The 22992-nt window shown below is 54.9% G+C and carries 15 protein-coding genes and 2 pseudogenes; all 17 read left to right on the forward strand.

The features are described 5' to 3' along the window. Positions 1–23 precede the first annotated feature (23 nt). The gene (gene tssC, locus FEZ62_RS14195) at positions 24–1499 is read left to right on the forward strand and encodes a type VI secretion system contractile sheath large subunit (protein WP_069899598.1); all 1476 of its coding nucleotides are present in this window, start codon (positions 24–26) and stop codon (positions 1497–1499) included. 14 nt (positions 1500–1513) lie between these two features. Further along, positions 1514–1924 (forward strand): type VI secretion system baseplate subunit TssE, encoded by a 411-nt coding sequence (gene tssE, locus FEZ62_RS14200; RefSeq protein ID WP_172928352.1) that lies wholly within the window; start codon positions 1514–1516, stop codon positions 1922–1924. A 10-nt stretch (positions 1925–1934) separates the two neighbouring features. Then, positions 1935–2207: a PAAR domain-containing protein gene (locus FEZ62_RS14205; protein ID WP_172928354.1), complete on the forward strand. Its 273-nt coding sequence runs from the start codon at positions 1935–1937 to the stop codon at positions 2205–2207. Between the two features lie 241 nt (positions 2208–2448). Continuing rightward, positions 2449–4236: a type VI secretion system baseplate subunit TssF gene (tssF, locus tag FEZ62_RS14210; protein ID WP_172928362.1), complete on the forward strand. Its 1788-nt coding sequence runs from the start codon at positions 2449–2451 to the stop codon at positions 4234–4236. Then, entirely contained in the window at positions 4200–5207 is a 1008-nt protein-coding gene (gene tssG, locus FEZ62_RS14215) for a type VI secretion system baseplate subunit TssG (RefSeq protein WP_172928365.1), read from the forward strand. Before tssF ends, tssG begins: the two co-directional genes overlap by 37 nt. Before the next feature lie 6 nt (positions 5208–5213). Then, positions 5214–7827, forward strand: a pseudogene (tssH, locus tag FEZ62_RS14220) (type VI secretion system ATPase TssH). 10 nt (positions 7828–7837) lie between these two features. After that, on the forward strand, positions 7838–9355 hold the full coding sequence (locus FEZ62_RS14225; RefSeq protein ID WP_172928367.1) for a sigma 54-interacting transcriptional regulator: 1518 nt from the start codon (positions 7838–7840) through the stop codon (positions 9353–9355). A gap of 72 nt (positions 9356–9427) precedes the next feature. Then, positions 9428–9568: a type VI secretion protein gene (locus FEZ62_RS20935; RefSeq protein ID WP_090509219.1), complete on the forward strand. Its 141-nt coding sequence runs from the start codon at positions 9428–9430 to the stop codon at positions 9566–9568. Positions 9569–9587: 19 nt separating this feature from the next. Continuing rightward, entirely contained in the window at positions 9588–10784 is a 1197-nt protein-coding gene (gene tagH / locus FEZ62_RS14230; RefSeq protein WP_172928369.1) for a type VI secretion system-associated FHA domain protein TagH, read from the forward strand. A 5-nt stretch (positions 10785–10789) separates the two neighbouring features. Further along, entirely contained in the window at positions 10790–11281 is a 492-nt protein-coding gene (gene tssJ / locus FEZ62_RS14235; protein WP_172928371.1) for a type VI secretion system lipoprotein TssJ, read from the forward strand. Further along, entirely contained in the window at positions 11278–12609 is a 1332-nt protein-coding gene (gene tssK / locus FEZ62_RS14240; RefSeq protein WP_172928380.1) for a type VI secretion system baseplate subunit TssK, read from the forward strand. Before tssJ ends, tssK begins: the two co-directional genes overlap by 4 nt. 5 nt (positions 12610–12614) lie before the next feature. Further along, positions 12615–13475, forward strand: a complete 861-nt coding sequence (icmH, locus tag FEZ62_RS14245; RefSeq protein WP_090508996.1) for a type IVB secretion system protein IcmH/DotU — start codon at positions 12615–12617, stop codon at positions 13473–13475. A 23-nt stretch (positions 13476–13498) separates the two neighbouring features. Continuing rightward, complete coding sequence (gene tssM, locus FEZ62_RS14250) at positions 13499–17014, forward strand: type VI secretion system membrane subunit TssM (RefSeq protein WP_172928389.1); 3516 nt, start codon at positions 13499–13501, stop codon at positions 17012–17014. After that, positions 17014–17742: a protein phosphatase 2C domain-containing protein gene (locus FEZ62_RS14255; protein ID WP_172928391.1), complete on the forward strand. Its 729-nt coding sequence runs from the start codon at positions 17014–17016 to the stop codon at positions 17740–17742. Before tssM ends, FEZ62_RS14255 begins: the two co-directional genes overlap by 1 nt. Before the next feature lie 20 nt (positions 17743–17762). Then, positions 17763–18686, forward strand: a pseudogene (locus FEZ62_RS14260) (serine/threonine-protein kinase); the annotation flags it as partial. Between the two features lie 110 nt (positions 18687–18796). Then, entirely contained in the window at positions 18797–22285 is a 3489-nt protein-coding gene (gene tssI, locus FEZ62_RS14265; protein WP_172928393.1) for a type VI secretion system tip protein TssI/VgrG, read from the forward strand. Then, positions 22278–22970, forward strand: coding sequence for a DUF2931 family protein (locus tag FEZ62_RS14270; RefSeq protein ID WP_172928394.1), 693 nt, complete (start codon positions 22278–22280; stop codon positions 22968–22970). The genes tssI and FEZ62_RS14270 overlap by 8 nt, the downstream gene beginning before the upstream one ends. Positions 22971–22992: the final 22 nt, after the last annotated feature.

The raw sequence follows: 22992 nt of genomic DNA on the forward strand, positions 1-22992 counted from the left end.
CAATTTCAGCAGGGATCGGAATTATGAGCAATCACGCGGCAAAGACGTCGACTGACGCAAAAACTGAATACAGCATACTCGACACTATAATCGCCGAAACCCGGCTTAATCCTGATGATGAAGCGTATGCAATCGCCAAGCGCGGTGTTTCAGCTTTCATCGAGGAATTGTTAAAGCCGCAGAACAGCGGTGAGCCGGTCAAGAAAGCCATGGTTGACCGGATGATCGCCGAGATTGATGAAAAGCTCAGTCGGCAGATGGATGAAATCATCCACCACAGCGACTTCCAGGCGCTGGAGTCGGCGTGGCGTGGCTTGCAGTTGCTCGTGGACCGCACCAATTTCCGCGAGAACATCAAAATCGAAATGCTCAACGTCTCCAAGGACGATTTGCTGGATGACTTTGAGGACTCCCCGGAAGTCGTCCAGTCAGGCCTCTACAAGCATGTATACACCGCTGAATACGGCCAGTTTGGTGGTAATCCGGTGGGCGCAATCATCGCCAACTATTTCATGTCTCCGAGCGCACCCGACGTCAAGCTGATGCAGTACGTGTCCAATGTCTCGTGCATGGCCCATGCGCCTTTCGTTGCCGCAGCAGGTCCGAAGTTTTTCGGGCTGGAGAGCTTTACCGGTCTGCCAGATTTGAAAGATCTCAAGGATCACTTCGAAGGCCCTCAGTTTGCCAAGTGGCAGAGCTTCCGTGATCAGGAAGATTCACGTTATGTGGGGTTGACCGTACCGCGTTTTCTTCTGCGCAACCCGTACGACCCTGAAGAAAATCCGGTCAAAACCTTCGTCTATCAAGAGAACGTCGCCAATAGCCATGAGCATTACCTGTGGGGTAATACCGCTTATGCATTTGCGACCAAGCTCACTGACAGTTTTGCCAAGTTTCGCTGGTGCCCGAACATTATCGGACCGCAAAGCGGTGGCGCGGTTGAAGATTTGCCGCTGCATCATTTTGAGAGCATGGGCGAAATCGAAACCAAGATTCCAACCGAGGTATTGGTTTCGGACCGGCGCGAATATGAAATGGCTGACGAAGGCTTCATTTCACTGACCATGCGCAAAGGCAGCGATAACGCGGCTTTCTTCTCGGCCAACTCGGTTCAGCGGCCGAAGTTCTTTGGCAATAGCAGCGAAGATAAAGCTGCCGAGTTGAATTACAAGCTGGGTACGCAACTGCCTTACATGATGATCGTCAATCGACTCGCGCATTACCTGAAAGTGCTGCAACGCGAGCAACTGGGCGCCTGGAAGGAGCGAACGGATCTTGAGCTTGAATTGAACAAGTGGATTCGCCAGTACGTTGCCGATCAAGAGAATCCGAGTGCGGAAGTCCGTGGCCGTCGCCCTTTGCGCGCCGCGCAAATTGTTGTGAGCGATGTTGAAGGCGAGCCTGGCTGGTATCGGGTCAACCTGAACGTGCGGCCGCACTTCAAGTACATGGGCGCAGATTTCACCCTGTCGCTGGTTGGCAAGCTGGATAAAGAGTAGGTCGGAGGCTGAGCATGGCTGCTTACGGGAGCCTATTCGAGCGCCTTAGCGGTGAGCTGGATAAGCGCAATGGCTCAAGCCTTGAGGCCTGCGCGATGGCCTCGGTTGCAGCGCATCTGGGCAAAATGCTCAGCACCCGTGCGGGGAGTGTGCAGACACTCCCCGACTACGGTTTACCCGATCTCAATGATATGCGCCTCAGCCTGCACGACTCACTCAAGCAGGCGCGGCGCGAAATCGAACGTTTCATCGAGGCTTACGAGCCGCGCTTGAGCAATGTGCATGTAGTGGCTTTACCCGGCGGTAATGACCGACTCAAGTTGGCGTTCAATATCGAGGGCAATCTGGCTGTCGAGGGCTTCAAACGGCACGTCAGTTTTTCTGCGACGCTCGATGGTAGCGGGCAGGTCAATGTTAATAAATGAGGGTACTCACATGGCTGGTCAACCTGCAGCACGCGTTGGTGACGCAACCGATTGTCCGCACAGCGGGCATGGCAATAATCCAATCGCAACCGGCTCGCCGGATGTGCTTATCGAGGGTGCTAGCGCCGCGCGCGAGGGCGACACCAGTGCTTGCGGTGGCGCCCTGGCGGAACAGCTCTCGGACACGGTTTTCATTAATGGCAAAGCAGCCGCTACCGTGGGTTCGGTCGGCAGCCACGGCAATGTTGTCATCAGTGGCGCAGGAACCGTGATTATCGGTTAGTCCCGGAACACTGCCCGTTTATTTGCAGCGCTTGGCAATGCCGTTTGAGCTGCCGAAACAAGGACGTTTTGGTGGCTGAACCTCGCAGATATCCGCGAGATTCAGCGCCGTCATTTCACTATCAAGGATTGATTAGTGCTTTTTACCCATGCCGCCACAGCACCCTACGCAGCAAGCAGTTCAGTGCCGATTCGGGTGAGTACAGAGCACTGCGCACCTGCTCAGACAGGTTGGCGCTGAGATGTCGTTCAATAATTACTACCAGAGTGAGCTTACGGCGTTACGTCAGTTGGGGCGCCGCTTTGCCGAGCGCAGCCCGGCGTTGGCGCCGTTTCTGCTGCAGGCTGGGCGCGACCCCGATGTCGAGCGTTTGCTGGAAGGATTTGCTTTTCTAACCGGGCGCTTGCGGCAAAAGCTTGATGACGAACTCCCTGAGCTCAGTCATTCGCTGATGCACTTGCTGTGGCCCAATTACATGCGTCCGCTGCCGGCGTTCAGCATCTTGCAGTTTGAGCCGTTAACTGAGTCTGGCCCTGCACATAAAGTACAACGTGACACGCCCGTTGAAAGTGTTCCGGTTGATGGGGTCACGTGCCATTTTCGCACCTGTTATCCCACTGAAATCTTGCCGCTCGAGTTACAGGCATTGAGCTACTCGATGCAGGGCGATGGCGCGCTACTCAACCTGCGACTGGCAATGACCAGCGAGGGGCATCTGGGTAGTCTGGATCTGAGTCGCTTGCGCCTGCATTTTACCGGTGAGCGGTACATCAGCCAGACCTTGTATCTAGGCTTGCTGCGCCACCTCAACGCGATTGAGTTGGTGCCACTCGACAGCGAGAACAAGCCGTTTCTGAGTGAGGGCGACAAGACTATTTCCTTTGGTCTATCGCCAGACCGCGTGCAGCCTGTCGGCTTTGCGGAGGAAGAGGCACTTATCCCATATCCGTTAAACAGCTTTCGCGGATACCGCTACTTGCAGGAGTACTTTGCCTTTCAGGACAAATTTCTGTTCGTCGATTTGACCGGGCTTGATCGGCTGAATGCCTTGCCTGAGGACATTCTCAAGCAGACGCGCGGCTTTGAGATTCGCTTCAATCTGGCCAAGGGTAATCTTCAGCGCGCCCGCCCAACGCTGGACAACATAGCGCTGAACTGCACGCCCATCGTCAATTTATTCAAGCACGATGCGTCGCCCATTCGTTTTGATGGCAAGCAGGATGAGTACCTGGTGGTGCCGGCCAAGTACAACCTTGAGCACTGCGGGGTGTTCTCGATAGACGCCGTGCTGGGTTGGCGGCCTGGTGGCTTGGGTTATCGCGATTATGTGCCATTCGAGTCATTCGAGCATGACCCAAGCTTTGATGTGCCGCAGGCGCTGGCGCATTACAGCATTCGCCAGCGCGCTTCGCTGCACCATGACGGGCTCGATACGCACTTGAGCTTCAGCATGAGTGAAGAGGAAATCAATGAAACCCTGTCTATCGAGTTGACCTGCACCAATCAGAACCTGCCCCGAAAGCTGAAGCTGGGTGATATCTGCGTACCCAGCGATGGCACGCCCGAGTTTCTCAAGTTCAAGAATATAACGGCCGCAACCTCCAGCTTTGCACCGCCGCTGAATCAGGACTTTCTGTGGAAGCTGATCAGCAATATGTCGCTCAACTATTTGTCGTTGGCGAATGTCGATGCGCTCAAGGTCATTCTCGAAACCTACGACTTGCCGAGTTTTTATGATCAGCATGCGCAGCGGGTCAGCAAACGATTACTTGGCGGTTTGAAGTCGATCAAGCATACCCACGTCGACCGACTGCATCAGGGATTGCCCATACGTGGCTTGTGCAGCGTGTTGTCGATGGACTCGCAAGGATACATCTGTGAAGGCGACCTGTTCGTCTTCGCCTCGGTACTCAATGAGTTTTTTGCGCTGTACGCCAGCCTCAACTCATATCACGAATTGCGCGTAGAGAGCACACAGGGAGAAGTGTACACATGGATGCCACGCATGGGGTTACAGCCCCTTCTTTAAGCGGGCTTAGCCAGGTAATACGCGAATACTCACTGTTTCAGGCTGTGCAGCGTGTGCTGTATCGCCTGCGTGAAGCTCACCCATTCATGAGTGAGGAGGAGCTCTACGATCAGTTGGAGTTTCAGGCCAATCCCAGCCTCGGGTTTCCGGGAAGCGATGTGGATCGGGTGGAGTATTTTCAGGAAGAAGGGCTGCTGCGGTGTCGTTTGCGCTTCAACTTGATTGGCTTGTTTGGTGCCAGCTCGCCCATTCCGGCTTTCTATGGCGAACAAGCGCTTGGCGACAGCCCGGAAGGTAACCCGACACGCGAGTTTCTCGACCTGTTCAATCACCGGCTTCAGCGTTTGCTGCTGCCTATCTGGCGCAAGTATCGCTATCGCTCGAGCTTTCGCACGGGGGCGAATGACCCGTTCTCCGAGCAGCTGTTCGCCTTGGTTGGTCTGGCCGGGCAAGACATACGCAACGCGCAAGAACTCAACTGGAAACGCTTGCTGCCGTATTTGGGCCTGCTGAGTTTACGGGCTCACTCCGCCGCGTTGATCGAGGCGGTTTTGCGTTACTACTTCAAGCATGCCGACATGAATATCGAGCAATGCGTAGTGCGGATTGTGGATATTCAGCCCAGGCAACAGAACAGCCTGGGCACCGCCAATTACACCCTGGCCCATGACTTGGTACTGGGCGAACGCGTACGCGATTGCAGTGGCAAGTTTCGCATTCACATTCGGCGCTTGAGCTGGGTGCAGTTTCACCATTTTTTACCCATTGGCACCGGCTACCAACCGCTTTGCGCGCTGGTGCGTTTTACCTTGCGTGATCCACTCGATTACGACATCCGCCTGGTGCTTATCCCCGAAGAAATTCGCGAACTGCGTATTGGTCAGGAAAGTGCCTGCCTGCTGGGTTGGACCAGTTGGCTTGGCTGCGAGCGCGCTGATGGTGTTGTCACCCTCGGCAGCAAAACTCATTAAGGACTGATGAAGATGATTAACGTCGACCTGCAACAGCTCATTCAGGCACTCGAAATAGAGGCCCGACGTGATCTTGAAAGTGCCGCTGAGCGTTGTATTTCGCGTGGCGGCAACAAGGTGTTGATTGAGGATTTGCTGCTCGCGTTGCTTGAGCATCGTGATGGTTTGCTGGTGCGTGCGCTGCAGGACGCGGAGATTACGGCGGATGCTTTGCAGGCGGTTTTGCAGCTTAAAACCGAACAATGCGCCTCGAATAATCCGGTCTTTGCGCCGGAGTTGGTGCAGTGGATGCAGGATGCGTTGCTGGTTGCGTCTCTGGAATTGGGGCAGAGCCAGATTGATCAGCGCGCCTTGATTCTAGCCCTGATAGGCAACCCTTTACGGTATGCCGGTAGCCGTTATCAGCCGATCATCGCCAAGTTGAACGCACAACGTATCCGCGATTTTTCTTTGCAAAACGAGGCCGGCAAAGCACCGCCAGCAACTGCTCACGGCGGCGAGTCGCAACTGCAGCGCTTTACCCACAATCTCACCCAGCAAGCCCGCGACGGTAAGCTTGATCCGGTGTTGTGCCGCGACGCTGCGATTCGCCAGATGATCGATATTCTTGCTCGTCGGCGCAAGAATAATCCCATTGTGGTGGGCGAGGCCGGTGTCGGCAAAACCGCAATTGTTGAAGGGCTTGCTTCACGCATAGCTGCCGGTGAAGTTCCGGAAGTTCTCAAGGGCGTTGAGCTGCTGGCGTTGGACATGGGCCTGTTGCAGGCCGGTGCGAGTGTTAAGGGTGAGTTCGAGCGCCGCCTGAAAGGCCTGATCGACGAAGTTAAATCTTCACCCAAGCCAATCGTTCTGTTCATTGACGAGGCGCATACCATCATCGGAGCAGGGGGCGATGCTGGAGGCTCGGACGCTGCGAATCTGCTTAAGCCGGCATTGGCACGCGGTGAGTTGCGCACCATTGCCGCGACAACCTGGGCTGAGTACAAGAAGTACTTTGAGAAAGACCCTGCCTTGTCGCGCCGCTTCCAGCCAGTCCAGCTGCATGAGCCAACGGTGGAAGAGGCCGTAACGATTCTGCGCGGATTGGCGCAGGTCTATGAACAAAGCCATGGCATCTATCTTCGTGACGATGCGGTCGTCGCCGCCGCTGAGTTGTCGGCGCGCTATCTGGCGGGTCGCCTGCTTCCGGACAAGGCTGTGGATGTTCTGGATACGGCGTGCGCAAGGGTGCGCATCAGCCTCGCCGCCGCGCCCGATGCATTGGAGCGTGTGCGCGCAGAGCTGGCTCAGGGCAACCGACAGCTTCAGGCGTTGCAGCGCGATGCTGAGTCCGGTTTGCCGGTTGATCAAGAGTGCCTGGCGCTGCTGCAAGCGCGGCTTGTTGAAGCTGAACTTGAGCAGCAGAGCCTGCATGAGCGCTGGTGCAAGCAGCGTGATATGGCGGAACGTTTGCTTGAGCTTCGCCAGTTACTCGCGGCTGCACGTGTCGAAGCTGAAAACGCAGGTGAGGCGTTTGAAGACAGCAATACCGATGCCGATATTTTAGCGTACGAAGCCGAATTGAGCTGGGTGCATCAGAGCTTGTGCGAAGCGCAGCAGGCCGAGCGGTTGGTCAGTTTTGAGGTATGCCCACGGCTGGTTGCCGAAGTTATCAGCGCATGGACTGGTGTGCCGCTCGCCCAGCTGGCGCGTGAACATAACGCCCGAATAGCCAGCTTTGCGACTGATCTGCGCTTGCGCATTCTTGGGCAGGAGCAGGCTATTGAGGCGCTAGATCGTTCCATGCGGGCCAACGCGGCTGGCTTGAGTAAGCCGGATGCGCCAGTGGGCGTGTTTCTGCTGGTCGGCCCCAGCGGGGTTGGCAAAACCGAAACCGCGTTGGCCTTGGCTGAGTTGCTGTACGGCGGCGACCGCTTTATCACCACGATCAACATGTCCGAGTTTCAGGAAAAACATACCGTTTCGCGACTGATCGGTGCGCCACCTGGCTATGTGGGTTACGGCGAAGGCGGCATGTTGACCGAGGCCGTTCGGCAAAAACCTTATTCGGTGATATTGCTCGACGAAGTCGAGAAGGCCGATCCCGATGTGCTCAATCTGTTTTATCAGATTTTTGATAAAGGCGTCGCCAACGACGGGGAAGGGCGCGAGATCAATTTTCGCAATTGCCTGATCCTGATGACATCCAATCTTGCCAGCGAGCAAATAAGTGCCTTGTGCAATCTGGATGCAAAACCCAGCGTCGAGCAACTGCAAGAGGCCATCCAGCCGCCCCTTAGCCAGCACTTTAAACCTGCGCTGTTGGCGCGCATGAAAGTGGTGCCTTATTTCCCGGTGGATGAGCAGATTCTGCGTGAGTTGGTTGAACTCAAGTTGCAGCGCTTGCAGGAGCGACTGGCAAATCGACAGTTGCAGCTCAGTTACTGCCCGCAACTGGTCGCGCTTTTGTCTGAGCGCTGCAAGCAGAGCGACAGCGGCGCGCTATATCGATCATTTGCTCGACCTGCATCTGCTGCCACTGATCGCAGACCGGTTGCTCGACGCCATGACAACGGGTGAGCCGATTAGTCGGGTTCATGCAACGCTCGCCAATGGGCAAATTGCGTGTGAATTCGCATGAGGCGCGTCTGATGTTTTCCCCAGTAGCGCAACCGGTGCAGTTTGCCGAGAGCTTTGTCAGGCAAATTGCAGGCTTGCACGTCGCCGCAGATGTCGGCGAACTGCAACTGAAGCTGGCGCGGGCCATGACTGCGCTTACAGAGTGTGAGTTGAGCCAGGTCTATCAGCTGGATGCGGCTCACACCCGGTTGAATCTGAGCGTGCAATGCCTCGCAGGTGACGTTCAGAGAACTCTCGATGCGGCGGTGCCGAGTGATTACCGGGATGAGCAGTTGCTGCAGTTTTCGCTGAGCCAGAACCGTTCGGTGTGTCTGCAACAAGTGGATTCTGGCCTGCACTCAATCGAGTTTTTGCCAGCATTCAAGCAACGCTGGTCATCACTTTTGTGTGTGCCCTTGGCTAAACGCACTGGCACGGTGAATGGTTTGCTGTTGTTGGCCAGTACGCGGGTTCAGGACTTGAGCGGCTATACCTCAGCGCTTTCTGAGTTGGGCCAGTTTTTTGCTGAACAGGCTTGGCTGTTGCAGCGCTCCCGCCCGCTGAATGATGGCCTCACGAGCACAACCGATCCGCGCTCAACGGGCAACCTGTTCGGGCTGATCGGCGAAAGCCCTGCTATCGGTGAAACACGCCGTCTTATCACCAAGGTAATTTCCAGCCCTTACACGGTTTTGCTAACGGGCGAGACGGGCACGGGCAAGGACGTCGTTGCCAGAGCGATTCATGAGCAGGGGCCGCGCAAGACACATGCGTTTGTCGTGCAGAACTGTGCAGCAGTGCCTGAGAACTTGCTTGAAAGTGAATTGTTCGGTTATCGCAAGGGCGCGTTCACCGGCGCCGACCGTGATCGTCGCGGGCTGTTCGATGCCGCAGAGGGCGGCACCTTGCTGCTTGATGAGATTGGGGACATGCCAATGTCCTTGCAGGCCAAGTTGTTGCGTGTGTTGCAGGAAGGTGAGATTCGCCCGTTAGGCGCGAACAGTACTCACAAGATCAATGTGCGGATTATCGCGGCCACGCACCGCAACCTTCCAGAATCCGTAGCGGCAGGCAGTTTCAGAGAAGATCTGTATTACCGGTTGATGCAATTTCCCATCGAGTTGCCACCGCTCAGGCAACGACAAGGCGATGTTCGGATTCTGGCTCAGCACTTTGCAGAAAAGGCCTGCATATTTTTGCAGCGTGATTCCCTCAAATGGGCACCCGAAACCTTTGAGTATCTGGCTGGGTGCAAATTTCCGGGCAACGTTCGAGAACTCAAAGGCGCTGTCGAGCGTGCCGTGCTGATGTGCGATCAGGGGGTGTTGCTGCCCGCGCATTTCAGTCTTCTACAGGCGCATACAGTCGAGCAAACCCATTGCGGATTACGCCAGAAGCTCGATCAGGTTGAGCGAGATTTGTTAATCGAATGCTTACGCAAAAATCGCGGCAATCAAACCCAGGCTGCCCGCGAACTGGCGCTGCCTCGGCGAACCCTGATTTATCGGCTGTCGCGACTCAACATCCATTACAACGCGAGTCATGGCTAACCCACGCTTTATCGGGGGGCTGACATGTACGGGCACTACAACGCCATTGCTGGGCATTTTGGGAGGGAACAGATGTTGGACCGGAACTGGCTAATTGCCGCGCTTTTAATAAGTGCGCTACTGACCGTTGGAGGCTGTAGTGGCAATTTCAAATACAACGATGATGAATATCGACCCTTAGGTGAGCCTGCGACCCTAAATCGCGAACAATAATCGCAAGGAGCGCGAGCTTATGCAGTTGGTGTTAGAAATAGTAGAGGCGCATGAATGCGCACCAGACCAGTTGCTTCACAAGACGTTCGAGTACGCGGGGGGCTTGATCGGGCGTGGTGATGATTGCGAGTGGGTGATTACCGACCCGACCCGGCACCTGTCCAATCAACATGCGCTGATCAGTTATCGCAACGATGGTTATTACATCACCGATATCAGCAGTAACGGCACACAATTGATTGAGAGTGGTGCGCTGTTGCCTAAAGGGGTGGCACAACGCATAGAGAGCGGCAGCTCTTATCGGCTCGGCCGGTTGATTATCCGGGCGAGTTTGATTGAGCGTCTGGCGCCCTATACCCGCGAAATTGGCCAGCCTTTGCCCGCTGGCAGCATCATTCCTGATGATGTCAATTTTGACCTTGATCCGCTCGTGGCACTGGATCAGCAAGAAGACGCCTACGCGCCATTCGATGAACTGCTAGCGCTCAAGGCCGCTACAAAAGATGACCATCAGCTCGCCGATTATGCGCGGGTCGATAAAGAGCATCTGGTGTTGCCTGAGCTAATTGCTCCCAAGGTATTCAAGCCGCTACCCGACGAGCCTGTGGTTGCGCCTCTTAATCAAGCGTTCTGGCAGCGTTTTAGCGAGGCGCTTGGCGTTGATATGTCCGGGATGGAAAACGCGGATCGGGAGGCGATGGCGGTCAACAGTGCGCGCCTGTTCAGGCAGAGCATGCTTAATCTGCAGCAGTCGTTATACACGCGCCGGGAATTGAAAAACCAGCTGCGTTTGAGCCACAGCGTGGTACATAAAGCGGCCAAGAATCCACTCAAGTATGCCACTGATACCGATGAGGCTGTCGGCGTATTACTGAGCCCGCCCAAGGCCGGGGCCGTCACTGCAGAGCAGGCGATATACCAGGCATTTCGCGATCTGCAAGCGCATCAGGTGGCCATGCTAAGCGCCAGTCGTGCAGCCCTGCAAAGCGCGCTTGAACACTTTTCTCCGCAGCAACTCACCTTGCGTTTTGAGCGCGACGGCAACAAGCCGTTGTTCGCCAAGGCGGGCCGTCGCTGGCGCGCATACGAACGTTATCACCAGGCACTGCAACAAGATGATGAATGGACTGAGCGGCTGCTGGCCCGCGATTTTGCGCAGGCCTACGAAGAACAATGCCAATTGATAGCAACGCTCAACAAAGAAGATCAAGGATGATTGATATGCAGCGGATATACATTGTCAGTGGTTTGCTCATTAGCCTGTTGGTATCGGGCTGCTCGGTGCTCTCGCCCTACTCAAAGCTAACCAAGCTGGACCTGCAACTGACAGCCAGCGAACGGCTTAATCCTGATCTCAATGGCCGGCCCTCGCCAATTGTCGTGCGTTTGTTTGAGTTGAAGAACCCGGTCTCATTCGAGAACGCAGATTTTTTCAGTCTGTATGAGTCCGCCAAGAAAACCCTGGCGCCTGATCTGGTCGCAAACGAAGAAATGGAGCTGCGTCCTGGTCAGGTTGTTAACTTGAAACTGAGCGTCCACACAGAGAGTCGTTACGTCGGCGTGTTGGCTGCATACCGGGATTTATCCGATGCGCAGTGGCGCTATGTGATCAAGGTTACCCCTGACGGGCAAACGCAGACTGCCCTGACGCTCGACCAGCAAGGAATCACTAACGTTAACGAAAGTGCCAACAATATGGATGCTCAGCCATGAATGATCACAAAGTAATCTGGCGTGAAGGCATGCTTTTGAGGCCTCAGCACTTTCAGCACAACGATCGTTACTACGATAACCAGATGAAGATGCGCACCCAACTGCTGGGAAGCTATTCATGGGGTTTTCTGAGCATCGAGATAGATGTGCAGTTTCTCAATATGGGCAAAATTGTCATCAGTAAAGCCGCTGGCGTATTACCAGACGGCAGCCTGTTTGATTTGGGTGGAAACAGCGAACCACTAACGCTTGAAGTCCCACCGAACACCGGGGTTTGCGATATTTATCTGGCGCTGCCTTTGGTGACTGGCAATCATGTCGAGTCACGGACCGCGGCGCAGACTGATGTTTTTGCGCGTTATATCGCCTATGAGCTGGATGTGGTTGATTCCAACGCGGGGGATGACGTCAGTTCCCAGGTGAGTTGCGCCCGTCCTGATTTTCGTTTGCTGCTCGGCGAGGCGCAGAGCGAGCAAAGCAGCGTAAAACTTAAGATCTGTGAAATCCTCAATTCCGGACCTGATGGCATCGTCAGCCTGAATGCGGATTTTATTCCGACCTTCATCCATGCCCACGGATCGAGCTATCTGCTGTCTTGCCTGAAAGAAGTGATCAGCATGCTGGCGCATCGGGGCGATACCATTGCTGAGCGAATTCGCTCGAACGGCAAGGTGGGTGGCGCAGAGGTCGGTGACTTCATGATGCTGCAACTGATCAACCGTACCGAGTTGCTTCTGCGCCACTACCTCAGCATCAAGCAAATTACCCCGGAAGAGCTTTATCGCGTATTGCTGGTAATGCTCGGTGATCTCTCGACGTTTTCCAGCGAAAGCAAGCGGCCCAGGCTGGACAACAGCTACCTGCATACCGATCAGGGCGCCTGCTTTCGCAAACTGATGGAAACCATACGCCAGGTGCTGTCGATGGTGCTTGAGCAGCATGCGCTGGAGCTTGTGCTGCAGGCGCGTCAGTACGGAGTCTTGGTCTCGCAACTGAATGATCGCTCACTGCTGGAGACCGGCTCATTTGTACTGGCGGCGAGTGCCAACTGCGACTCTGAAGAGTTACGCCATCGGTTACCCGCGCACCTCAAGGTGGGCTCGGTCGAGAGCATCCGGCAGCTGGTAAACCTGCACCTCCCAGGCATCAAAGTGACGCCGCTTCCGGTCGCGCCACGACAGATTCCGTTCCACTCGAAAAAGACCTACTTCATTCTTGATCTGACCCCGGAAGACCTGGACCAGTTAGAGCGCTCAGGCGGCTTTGCTTTCCATGTCAGTGGTGAGTTTGACGAGTTGGAAATGAAGTTTTGGGCCATAAGGAATTAATCAAAATGACCAGGGATATGGGCAATCCGCAAGACGATAAAACGGTGCTCCTGGACCGCCCGGGCTACGAGCGTGGGCAAGACCCACTCACCGATTTTGATACGGTTCCAAAGTTTGAGCAGCTGGAAGAGCGAATGATCTATGCCGCAAGGCTGGGGCCGGCAGACTCGTTCAATGTCAGTCTTAATCCATTGGTCGCAGCGGCTTCTACTGTGCTTTCAGATGTGGTGCGGCTAAAGCGTGACAGTACCCCGCAAGACATGCTCGAACTCAATCAGCGGCTGTCTTCAAACCTCAAGCTCTTCGAAGCACGGGCTTTGCGTGATGGCAGTGAGAGCAGCCAGGTAATGGCGGCGCGCTACATACTTTGCACGGTCGTGGATGAGGCTGTGGTAACCACATCCTGGGGGGTTGAAAGTGAGTGGGCGCGCATGAGCCTGCTGAGTACTTTTCACCACGAAACCTTCGGCGGTGAAAAGTTCTTCCAACTGCTTGAGCGTCTTTCGGCAAACCCAGTCAAGCACTTGCCAATGCTGGAGTTGATGTACCTCTGCCTGGCCCTCGGATTCGAGGGCAAATACCGGGTTATTCCGCGCGGCATGCTCGACCTTGAGGCTATCCGCGACAGCCTTTATCGCCAGATAGGCCAGCTGCGCGGTGATGTACCTCGCCAGCTCTCCCCACAATGGCAGGGCCTTAACGATAAGGGGCGCGGTTTGGTTCGAATCGTTCCGTGGTGGCTCGTAGTGGCATTCACCGGGGCGTGCTTGTTGGTGATGTATTCCGGCTTCGCCTGGGTCTTGAGCGAACACCGTGAGTCGGTACTGCAACCGTATCAGCCGCCCGACGCGGTCAACGTCGAGTAAAAGCCGAATTACAGGGATGTGTAATGAAAAACTACTTTAAAAAAATAGCCGCCTTCCTGTGTAAGTCATGGGTTTGGACACTGATTTTGGTGGTGTTGGCGGCGATCTTCATTTGGTTCGTGGGGCCTTTATTTTCCTTCGCCGATTACAGCATCTGGGAAAGCACAGATGCACGGTTACTGACCATCTGCGGATTGTTTCTGCTGTGGGGATTGTTGGTCGTATTTCTCAGCTGGCGCAGCAGTGTGCGCATGAAGAAAGTCGAGGACAGTGAGGAAGGGCAGGAGCGTTTACGCCGTGAGGAGGAGACTGAGAGCCAACAGAAAGAAATCAGTCGCCGCTTTAAAGACGCGCTCTATACGCTCAAAAGTACCAGCCTCTACAGGAAGCGCAGCGAGCGCTGGCGCTCCGAGTTGCCCTGGTATGTGTTGATCGGTCCGCAAGGCAGCGGCAAAACCAGTTTGCTGGACTTCTCCGGGCTGGATTTTCCACTGAACAAGATCGAGCGCAAGCTAACCCGTGACACCAAAGGCACACTCAATTGCGACTGGTTTTTTGCCGAACATGGTGTGCTGATTGATACCGCTGGCCGATTTCTGACCCAGCCGGATAAACCGACGGACAGCAGCGCCTGGGACACCTTGCTGATGCTGTTGCGTAAGCACAGGCGGAGCAGGCCGCTCAATGGTGTGCTGGTCAATATTCCAATTGATCTGCTGGCCAAGGGCGGCGAGCAGGCGTTGGAGCGGCTAGGTATACAAGTTCGTGCGCGCCTGCAGGAGATCCATCAGCGCTTGCACATTGATGTGCCGGTGTATCTGGTGCTGAGCAAGGCCGACCAACTGCTTGGGTTCAATGAGTTCTTCGATCAGCTGTCTCGCGAAGAGAGCGAACAGGTATTGGGCGCGACTTTTCGCAAGGATCAGAATGGCACTGACGTAACCATCTTGCGTCAGGAACTCGAAAAGCTGTTACAGCGCCTCAACAGCCAGGTGATTTTGCGCATGCATCAGGAGCGCGACACCGCACGCCGGGGGCGCGTGCTTGATTTTCCGCATCAGCTTGCCGAAATCAGTGAGCGTTTGTGCCTGTTTGTCGACATGGCGTTTACCGGTAATCGCTACCAGCGCAAAACCTTATTGCGTGGTTTCTATCTGACCAGCGCGCCGTACCTGACCGAAACCCTTGATTCTAATGTGGCGGGAATTGGCTCCAATCTCGGGATTGCCAGCAGCGTGCTGCCGACCCTGCATCAGGGCCGCTCTCGCTTCATTCATAATTTGCTCAGCCAGGTAATATTCCCAGAGGCTGTGCTTGCTGGCCTCGACAAGAATGAAAAGCGCCGGATCAATTGGGGGCAGCGCGCAATCTATCTGGGCGCGGCGGCTGCACTGTCGGTGTTCGGCATTGCCTGGGCGACGAGTTTTTCGGCCAACTTTGAGCGTCTGGATGAGGTCAAAAGCATCGCTCAGACCCTCGAAAAGCAGGATCAAAAATTATCGCCGGCAGATGGTGTGCGTGCGGCGTTAAAACCACTCAACAGCAGCTATAACGCCACACAAGTATTCCCGCCGGATGGTGATGTTGCGCTGCATGAGCGCACGGGGCTGTATCAGGGCGACGCGAGTAATCCAGTGCTGGAGACCGCGTACGATAACGAGTTGCAACGCGTTCTGTTGCCGCGCATCGCCCGCTTGTTTGAAACGCAAATACACACGCACATGAATGACCGCCAGCAACTGCTGGAAAACCTGCGTGGCTATTTGATGCTCAGTGATACCAAGCGCCGTGACCCGGAGCTGTTGAAACAACAGATCACCAGTCGCTGGTCTGCACTCTATCGCGGCGATGCACAAACCCAGCAGCAACTGAGCGCGCACCTTGATCGCCTGCTTGAGCTGCCGTTTAGCTATGCAACGGATAAACCCCTTATTGCGCAGGCAAGGCAAGTGTTGCTCAGCGAGTCGTTTGCCAGTGTGGTTTACAGCATATTGCGCGATGAAGCGGGGAGCTTGCCTGAGTATCGGCTGGGCCAGCATATGGGATCGCAAAGCGGCGTGTTCTCGGGTACGGATTACCTTATCCCCGGCTTCTACACCCAGCAGGGATACAAGCAGTACTTCATCTCCCGGGGTGTCAGCATGGTCAGTGAGATCCTGCGCGACAACTGGGTGCTGGGTAAAAATACCGACATCAGCGGTATGGATTTACGCCAGTTGATGGTCGAGCTTGAGCAGTTGTACTTCAGCGATTATGCCGACTACTGGAGTGAAGCCGTCGGGCGTGTGGAGCTTCACGAAATTACCAATGCGCAGCAAGGCGCTAATCAGCTGGCGAGTCTGACATCTGCCAATTCGCCTCTGTTACTGCTGCTCACGGAGGTGCGCACCAATACCCGCTTCCCGACGCTGCTTGAGTCGGCCGAGGATTTGCCCGAAGCGCCTGATTCTGGTGTGGCGGGTGCTGTGGCGGATGCGGCCAAGGCGGCTAAGTCCAAAGTGGATATCAGTAAGAGTTTGCCGGATGCGGCGAAGAAACTCCTGCAACGCCGCTTTGATCCGTTGCATCAACTACTGACTGATGAAGGCAGCCCCACAGCCGATCTTACTCCCGCACTGCAAGCGGTTAACGATCTGCAATTGCAGATGGCCAACCGGGCGCGCGCGGGGCAGTCTGGACAGGCTTCGTTCGAGTACGCGAAGAGTCGTATTAGCGGTGAGCAGGATGCATTGGGCAATCTGCTCACCGCTTCTGTGCGTCTGCCACAGCCCGTCGGCGGCTGGTTTGCAGGCATCGCGAACCAGACTTGGGGCCTCGCATTGGCGGACGCCTACAGCTACCTCAATCAGCGTTATCAAAGTGAGCTGTACAGCTTTTACAGCAAGGCAATCGCCCGACGTTACCCGTTCTCCGCGGGCAGCCACAGTGATGTGTCGATCAATGACTTCAACATGTTCTTCAAGGATCAGGGCATTGCCCAGCAGTTCTTCGACAACTACATGCGGCCCTTTGTAACCGGCAGTTCGGGCCATTACCGCTTACGCAGCATTGCTGAGCACAGCTTGCCGATGACCGGGGCTTTCCTGAAGCAAATGAGCAACGTGCGTACCATTCGCCAGAGCTTCTTTGCCGAGAATCCTGATCAGGCAGTGGTCAAGTTTGAGCTTGAACCCTACAACCTTGATCCGAGCGTGAGTCGCGCCGAGTTCACCTTTGGCGAGCAGCGCATGGAGTATCGTCACGGTCCGATTGTGACGCAGTCGTTCGTCTGGCCGACAGATGCCGACAATGGCCAGACCAGCCTGGTGCTTGAGCGCTTGGTCGGACGCGCTGTCGGGGTCAAGAAAGACACCGGGCCGTGGTCACTGTTTCGTTTTCTCGACATGATGCAGACCGAGCCGCTGCGCGGGCGCGATGTACTGTTGATCAAGGCGCGGGTAGACGATGTACATGCCAGCTATCTGCTCTCCAGCCAACGCACGCCGAACCCGTTCGACTTGCGTGTGTTGCGCCGGTTTCAGTTGCCGAGCCATCTGTAATGATCGCCGAAGCACCATGGCGCAGTGCGGCAAAGACCGATGCAGGCAAGGTACGCTCGCGTAACGAGGATGCCTTGCTCGAAAACTCGGCGCAGGGCTTGTGGGCTGTCGCCGACGGAATGGGCGGGCACCGGGCCGGGGATGTTGCCAGTCAGTTGGTTGTCAGCAGCCTAGCCGATCTGGTGTTTGATGGCAGCTTTGTCAGGCACTTGCGCGATGTTCGCGAGTGCCTGCATTGGCTCAACCGCAGGCTGGGGCAGGAGCTTACCGTCACCGCAGATCGCAAGAGCAGCATCATGGGCAGCACCGTGGTGACGTTACTGATCGAGGGTAATCATGGCGCCTGCGTCTGGGCCGGAGATAGTCGCTGCTATATGTTGCGCGAACAGCGGTTGTATCAACTCACCCGAGATCACTCGCTGTATGAGGAGTTGATATTCGAGCAGCAAATGAGCGCCGAACAAGCCCAGCAGCATCCATCCTCGCATGCGCTGACCCGGGCAATCGGTGCCAGCGTGCAGCTCAATCTTGAAGTGCTCGAGTTTGAAGTCTGCCCAGGTGATGTATTTCTGCTTTGCAGCGATGGCCTGTATCAATATCTCGACGCTAACGCTCTGAGTCGCGCGCTCAACATGGACAGCCCCGAAGCTGCCATTGATCGACTGTTCGCCAACGTCCTGCAAAGTGCAGCACGCGACAACATAAGCGCTGTGGTGGTGCGCCAATGAACGACGAGCAGCCGCAGGCGATGACGTTTGCCGGTGGCGAGGTGCCGGTCACGTTAACGGGCGCGGCGGATGAGCCGCGTGATTTGACCTATTTCGGTTTTGTTCCGGCGCACGATCAAGTCCAGCCATCTCAAGCTCAAACCGTTAAAGAAATCCCGCGCATATAGGCCGGGCGCTACCGCATCGAACGCTTGCTGGGCGTGGGCGGGATGAATCTGGTCTATAAAGCCCGCGACTTGTTGCATGAGCAATACGGCGACCCTGATCCATCTGTCGCCATCAAAATTCTCGGTGAAGAGATTGCCGAGTGCGCAGATGCCAGTGTCTTGCTCTTCAGTGAATTTGCGTTAACCCGTCATCTGCAGCATCCCAACATTGCGCGCGTGTACAGCTTCAACATGGAGCCTGAGTGCCAACGTGGGTTTATCACTCAGGAGTTGATGTCGGGCCTGACCCTGGACAAGCTGCTTTGCGAGCGCCCCGATGGGTTGTCGTGGTCGGAGTTGCGGGATATCGCGTTGGAACTGCTCGATGCTCTAGCCTACGCGCATGCGCACGGGGTGCTGCACGGCGATATCAAACCGAGCAACGTGATGCTCGACAACTACAGGGTGAAGTTATTCGACTTCGGTTTGGGGCAGTCGTTTGGCGGCGTCCTGCCAGGATTGGCCCGGCTCAGCCGCGAGCGTTTCAATGCCTGGACGCCTAGCTATGCCGCGCCCGAGCTCTTCGATGGCTTCGGGCTGTCGACGGGTAGCGATATGTTTGCCGTTGCCTGCGTACTCTTCGAGCTGGCCTGCGGCAAGCATCCCTACTTGAGAGTTTCGTCTGAGCTGGCCAGAGACCTGAACCTCGGGCGCACATTGCGCCGCCCCAGAAAATTACCCCGCCGCTGTTGGCCCGCATTAAAGCGCGCGCTAAGGCTAAACCCTAACCGCCGAACCACCAATGCACTGCATTTGTATGACGCATTCAATGCCGTACCCGTGAGAGGTTTTTCTGCATCATTTGGCTAATGCCATGGACGTAACAGACAAGGGACAGGGAGTCCGCCATGTTCAACCCCAGCAACGAAACCCATTTCAGCGTGCAGATACAAGGCTTGCAGCACGACTTTCAGGTGCTGGGCTTTACTGGCACCGAAGCGATCAGTACGCCGTATCAATTCTCGATAGAGCTGGTCAGTGAAACCCCGGACTTCGATCTTGGCCAGCTGTTGCACCGTCAGGTTTTCCTCGCGTTCGATCCGGCCGGTAACGGTATTCACGGCCAGGTTTATCAGGTCTCCCAAGGCGATTCGGGCAAGCGCTTGCACCGTTACGCGATGGTGCTGGTGCCGCACGTGGCGTACTTGCAGCACAGCAGCGATCAGCGGATCTTCCAGAACCTGACGGTCGAGCAAATCATCAGTCAGGTGCTTGAAGCACATGGCATTCTGGGTACGGCCTACTGCTTCGATCTTGGTCCAACCGTGTATCCCAAGCGCATGTATTGCGTGCAATACGACGAGACCGATCTGCACTTTATCCAGCGTCTGTGCGAAGAAGAGGGCATTCACTACCACTTCGAACACAGCCAGGACGGGCACCTGATGGTGTTTGCTGATGATCAGACCTTCTTCCGCAAACTCGAAAATTCCACCCCGTATCAACAAGACAGTGGCATGGTTGCCGATGAACCGGTGATCAAGCGCTTCGCCTTGCGCATGGAAGCGCGTACCCAGCGCACCACAAGGCGCGACTACAACTTCGAGAAGCCGCGCCTGCTGCTCGAAGCCGATGAAAGCCCACTGAATAACGGCGCCGAACCCGACCTTGAGAATTACGCCTATCCAGCCGGCGTTTATGACCGAGACCGCTGCCGGCATTTAAGCCAACGCGCCCTTGAGCGCCATCGCGCGGACTATGCGTTGGTCGAAGGCCGTGGCGATGATCCGCAGTTGTGCAGCGGCTACTTCCTGCGCCTTACCGATCACCCGCGTAGCGAATGGAACGATTTGTGGCTGCTGACCAGCCTCGTGCACGAAGGCAAACAGCCGCAAGTGCTCGAAGAAAATATCACCAGCGATACCACCGCAAACGCTGAAGACTTCCATCAGGGCTACCGCAACCGCTTCACTGCCACACCGTGGGATGTGTTCTTTCGCCCCTCGCGCATTCACATGAAGCCCAAAGTGCTGGGTAACCAGACGGCGGTAGTTACCGGGCCTGCGGGTGAAGAGATTCATTGCGACGAATACGGCCGGGTCAAAGTGCAGTTTCACTGGGACCGACTCGGCCAGGGCAATGACAAAAGCAGCTGCTGGTTGCGCCTGTCATCAACCTGGGCCGGTAAGCGCTACGGCTCTGTTGTTATCCCGCGCATCGGCATGGAAGTGCTGGTGAGTTTTTTTGAGGGCGACCCCGATCAGCCCATCATCAGCGGTTGCCTGTATCACAAGCGCCACAACACAGCCTATGTGCTGCCCGCCAATAAAACCCGCAGCAGCTTCAAAACCCTCAGCTCACCCGGCGGCCGAGGCTTTAACGAGTTGCGCATTGAAGACAAAAAAGGCGAAGAGCAAATATTCGTTCACGCAGCCCGCGACTGGGACCAGCACATCAAGCACGACCAGAGCATCACGGTCGGCAACGAGCGCCACGATGCCGTTACCGCCAACAGCTACAGCGAGTTCAAGGCGCAAGAGCAACTCACCATCGACTTGGCGCGCAAAGTCGAGGCCAAGGCCAGTGACCACCTAAGCGTCAGCCAAACCCAGCACATCAAAGCCGGCACCGCGTTACTCACCCGCGCGGGCCGAGAAGTTCATCTGTACGCCGGTGACAAAGTCGTCGCCGAAGCCGCCATCGAACTCACCGCCAAAGCCGGCGGCAGCTTCCTCAAACTCGACCCGAGCGGCATCAGCATGGTTGGCCCGACTATCCGCATCAATGCCGGAGGCAAACCAGGGAAGGGCTCTGGGATATATGTGCTGGGGGCTGAGATACCGGGTTTAGCGGATGTAGTAGCCGCAGGCGCGTTACTCAAAGTGCCAAAAGCAAACGCGCTGAAAGCAGTACCTGCACCGGTTAAAGCCTTGATTGAAGAAGAGGAAGAGGAGGAAGAACTTGAACAAAGGAACATCACCCTACGCGTGGGCGTGTTCTTCGATGGTACCGGCAACAATCGCTCGAACAGCGAGCAAGCCGCAAACTGCCGTGCCCAAGACGTGAACTTGACGGACATGGGGGAGGATATTCAAGCATTTTGTGAAGAGCATGGTTTCGATAGTAAAGGCAGCGTGCCAGATGATAGTTATGGTAATGATGTAAGCAATATAGCTAGGTTGTATGATTTATATCCGGATGAAAGCGAAAGTGGAATTATAACAAGCGACATAGCTTATTCGAGTGTCTATGTAGAAGGTATAGGAACTAGTAGTGGGGACGAAGATTCAGTTTACTCACAAGGTACGGGTCTAGGGCGGCAAGGAGTATTGTCAAGAGTTGAGAAGGGGCTGCAGAAGATACTAGAGTCTATCAGGCAGTTCATTATTTTGAATGAAAACTGCCTAGTAGGTAAAGTTGAGTTTGATATTTTTGGATTCAGTCGTGGGGCAGCGTCAGCTAGACATTTTGCGAATGAAGTGATGAGGGGGCCGCAAGGTGTATTGGGTCAAGAAATCCCATCTGGACTGGCTGTGTTTTCTGAGTCTTTTGATTGGCGTGTGAAGATTGATGTGTCGATAAATTTCATCGGGTTATTTGATACCGTTGCCGCAATTGCAGATCCATTGGCCGGAGACTTTAGCGGGCATAATGAAATTAATTCAGGCGTGAATCTTCACCTGGCGCCGGATGTGGCGATTAAGGTCGTACAGCTAGTGGCGAGGGATGAACATCGTTACAATTTTTCGCTTAACAGTGCCGGAACGGCAGATATTGTTTTGCCTGGTGCACACTCAGATTTAGGTGGAGGTTATCTTCCCAATTATCGAGAGCGTGTGTTGCTGGCTAAGCCATGGCGAAGTTTTGTTAGTCAGTACACTCCTAAAACATCAGCCCAGAGCTACACGTTAGCTCAGAAGGATATGGCTAAGTTAGAGGTTAAGTTACGTCATTACAAGCTGCATTTGAAACTGCGAACTTGGGAAATACAGGCTAATCAATACGCCAAAGGTGACCGCTCCGAGGGGCGTTATGTGTACGCTGCACCTAGCAGCGACCGCGAAGTGAGTAATGGGTTAGCTTTGGTTTACTTTAGGTTGATGCGTGAATTGGCTATAAAATATGAAGTGCCATTCAATGAAATTGGTCATGATGACCCAAGCTTATTGCTACCAGCAGAGCTTGAGGGTGTCGCTAAAAAGCTTACGACTTACGCGTTAGGCCAATCTTCGGCAACTAATTTAACGAGCGAAGAAATGACACTTCTTTATCGTCGCTATATTCATCTTTCCGCTAATTGGAATGCGGCAAAGGGTTGGAATAGTAGCAGCTTCGACGTGGTTTTTATAAATAGGCCGGCAAATAATTACAAGAGAGCGGTGTATCCAAATGAATAAGGTATTAAATAGCTACAAGAATGGCCTGGTGTCATTCATAATTTTGTTGGCGGCTAGTAATTATGTGGTGGGCGATCAGTCAATGCCATACGACGAATGGCGTCTTGGGTTCTTCGCACCGGACTATATGGAGGTGTGGATCGAAACGGCCGATGTTGTAGATGTTAATAATTTTGTTTTTCGCAGAGCAGGCAGCGGTATCGCCTCTATCAGATATCCGAGGCCATTAGTTACAAAAATACCAGATGATTTTAGTGGGGACCCCAAAGGCTGGCCTGAAAGCCCTGGGTGGGGGAAAGGTAAGTATGTAGCCGGTGCTGCTCTACCAAGGCAAATCTACGTGCGTTGGCAGTCCATGGTAGAGCCGAAAACCTACGAGGCTTATATCAAAATTTCCGAGGCCACTCGGGAAATGATGCGTAATAGCGTAGATGTATTTTGCCCTGCTGACGGCAAAGTAATAACAGACTATAGAAAGGCAATCGTTATTGGCCTTTCTCCTGGTGGTATTGCAAAAGCCTGGGTTGCGGGGCCGTGTGTTAGGTCAGTTGAAATCTCACGTACACAAGCAACTGTTGACCCGCGCGGCCCATATGAGGGTAAATCCAATGGTCATTACAGGCCGCTTACTGACATATCCAAGGCGTACGTCGAGAAGTTTGGCATTCCGTACGAGTCATGGTAGTTGTGCGGGGTGTTATGCACTA

This window comes from Pseudomonas sp. MS19, assembly GCF_013277615.1.
GTDB classification, from domain to species: domain Bacteria; phylum Pseudomonadota; class Gammaproteobacteria; order Pseudomonadales; family Pseudomonadaceae; genus Aquipseudomonas; species Aquipseudomonas marincola.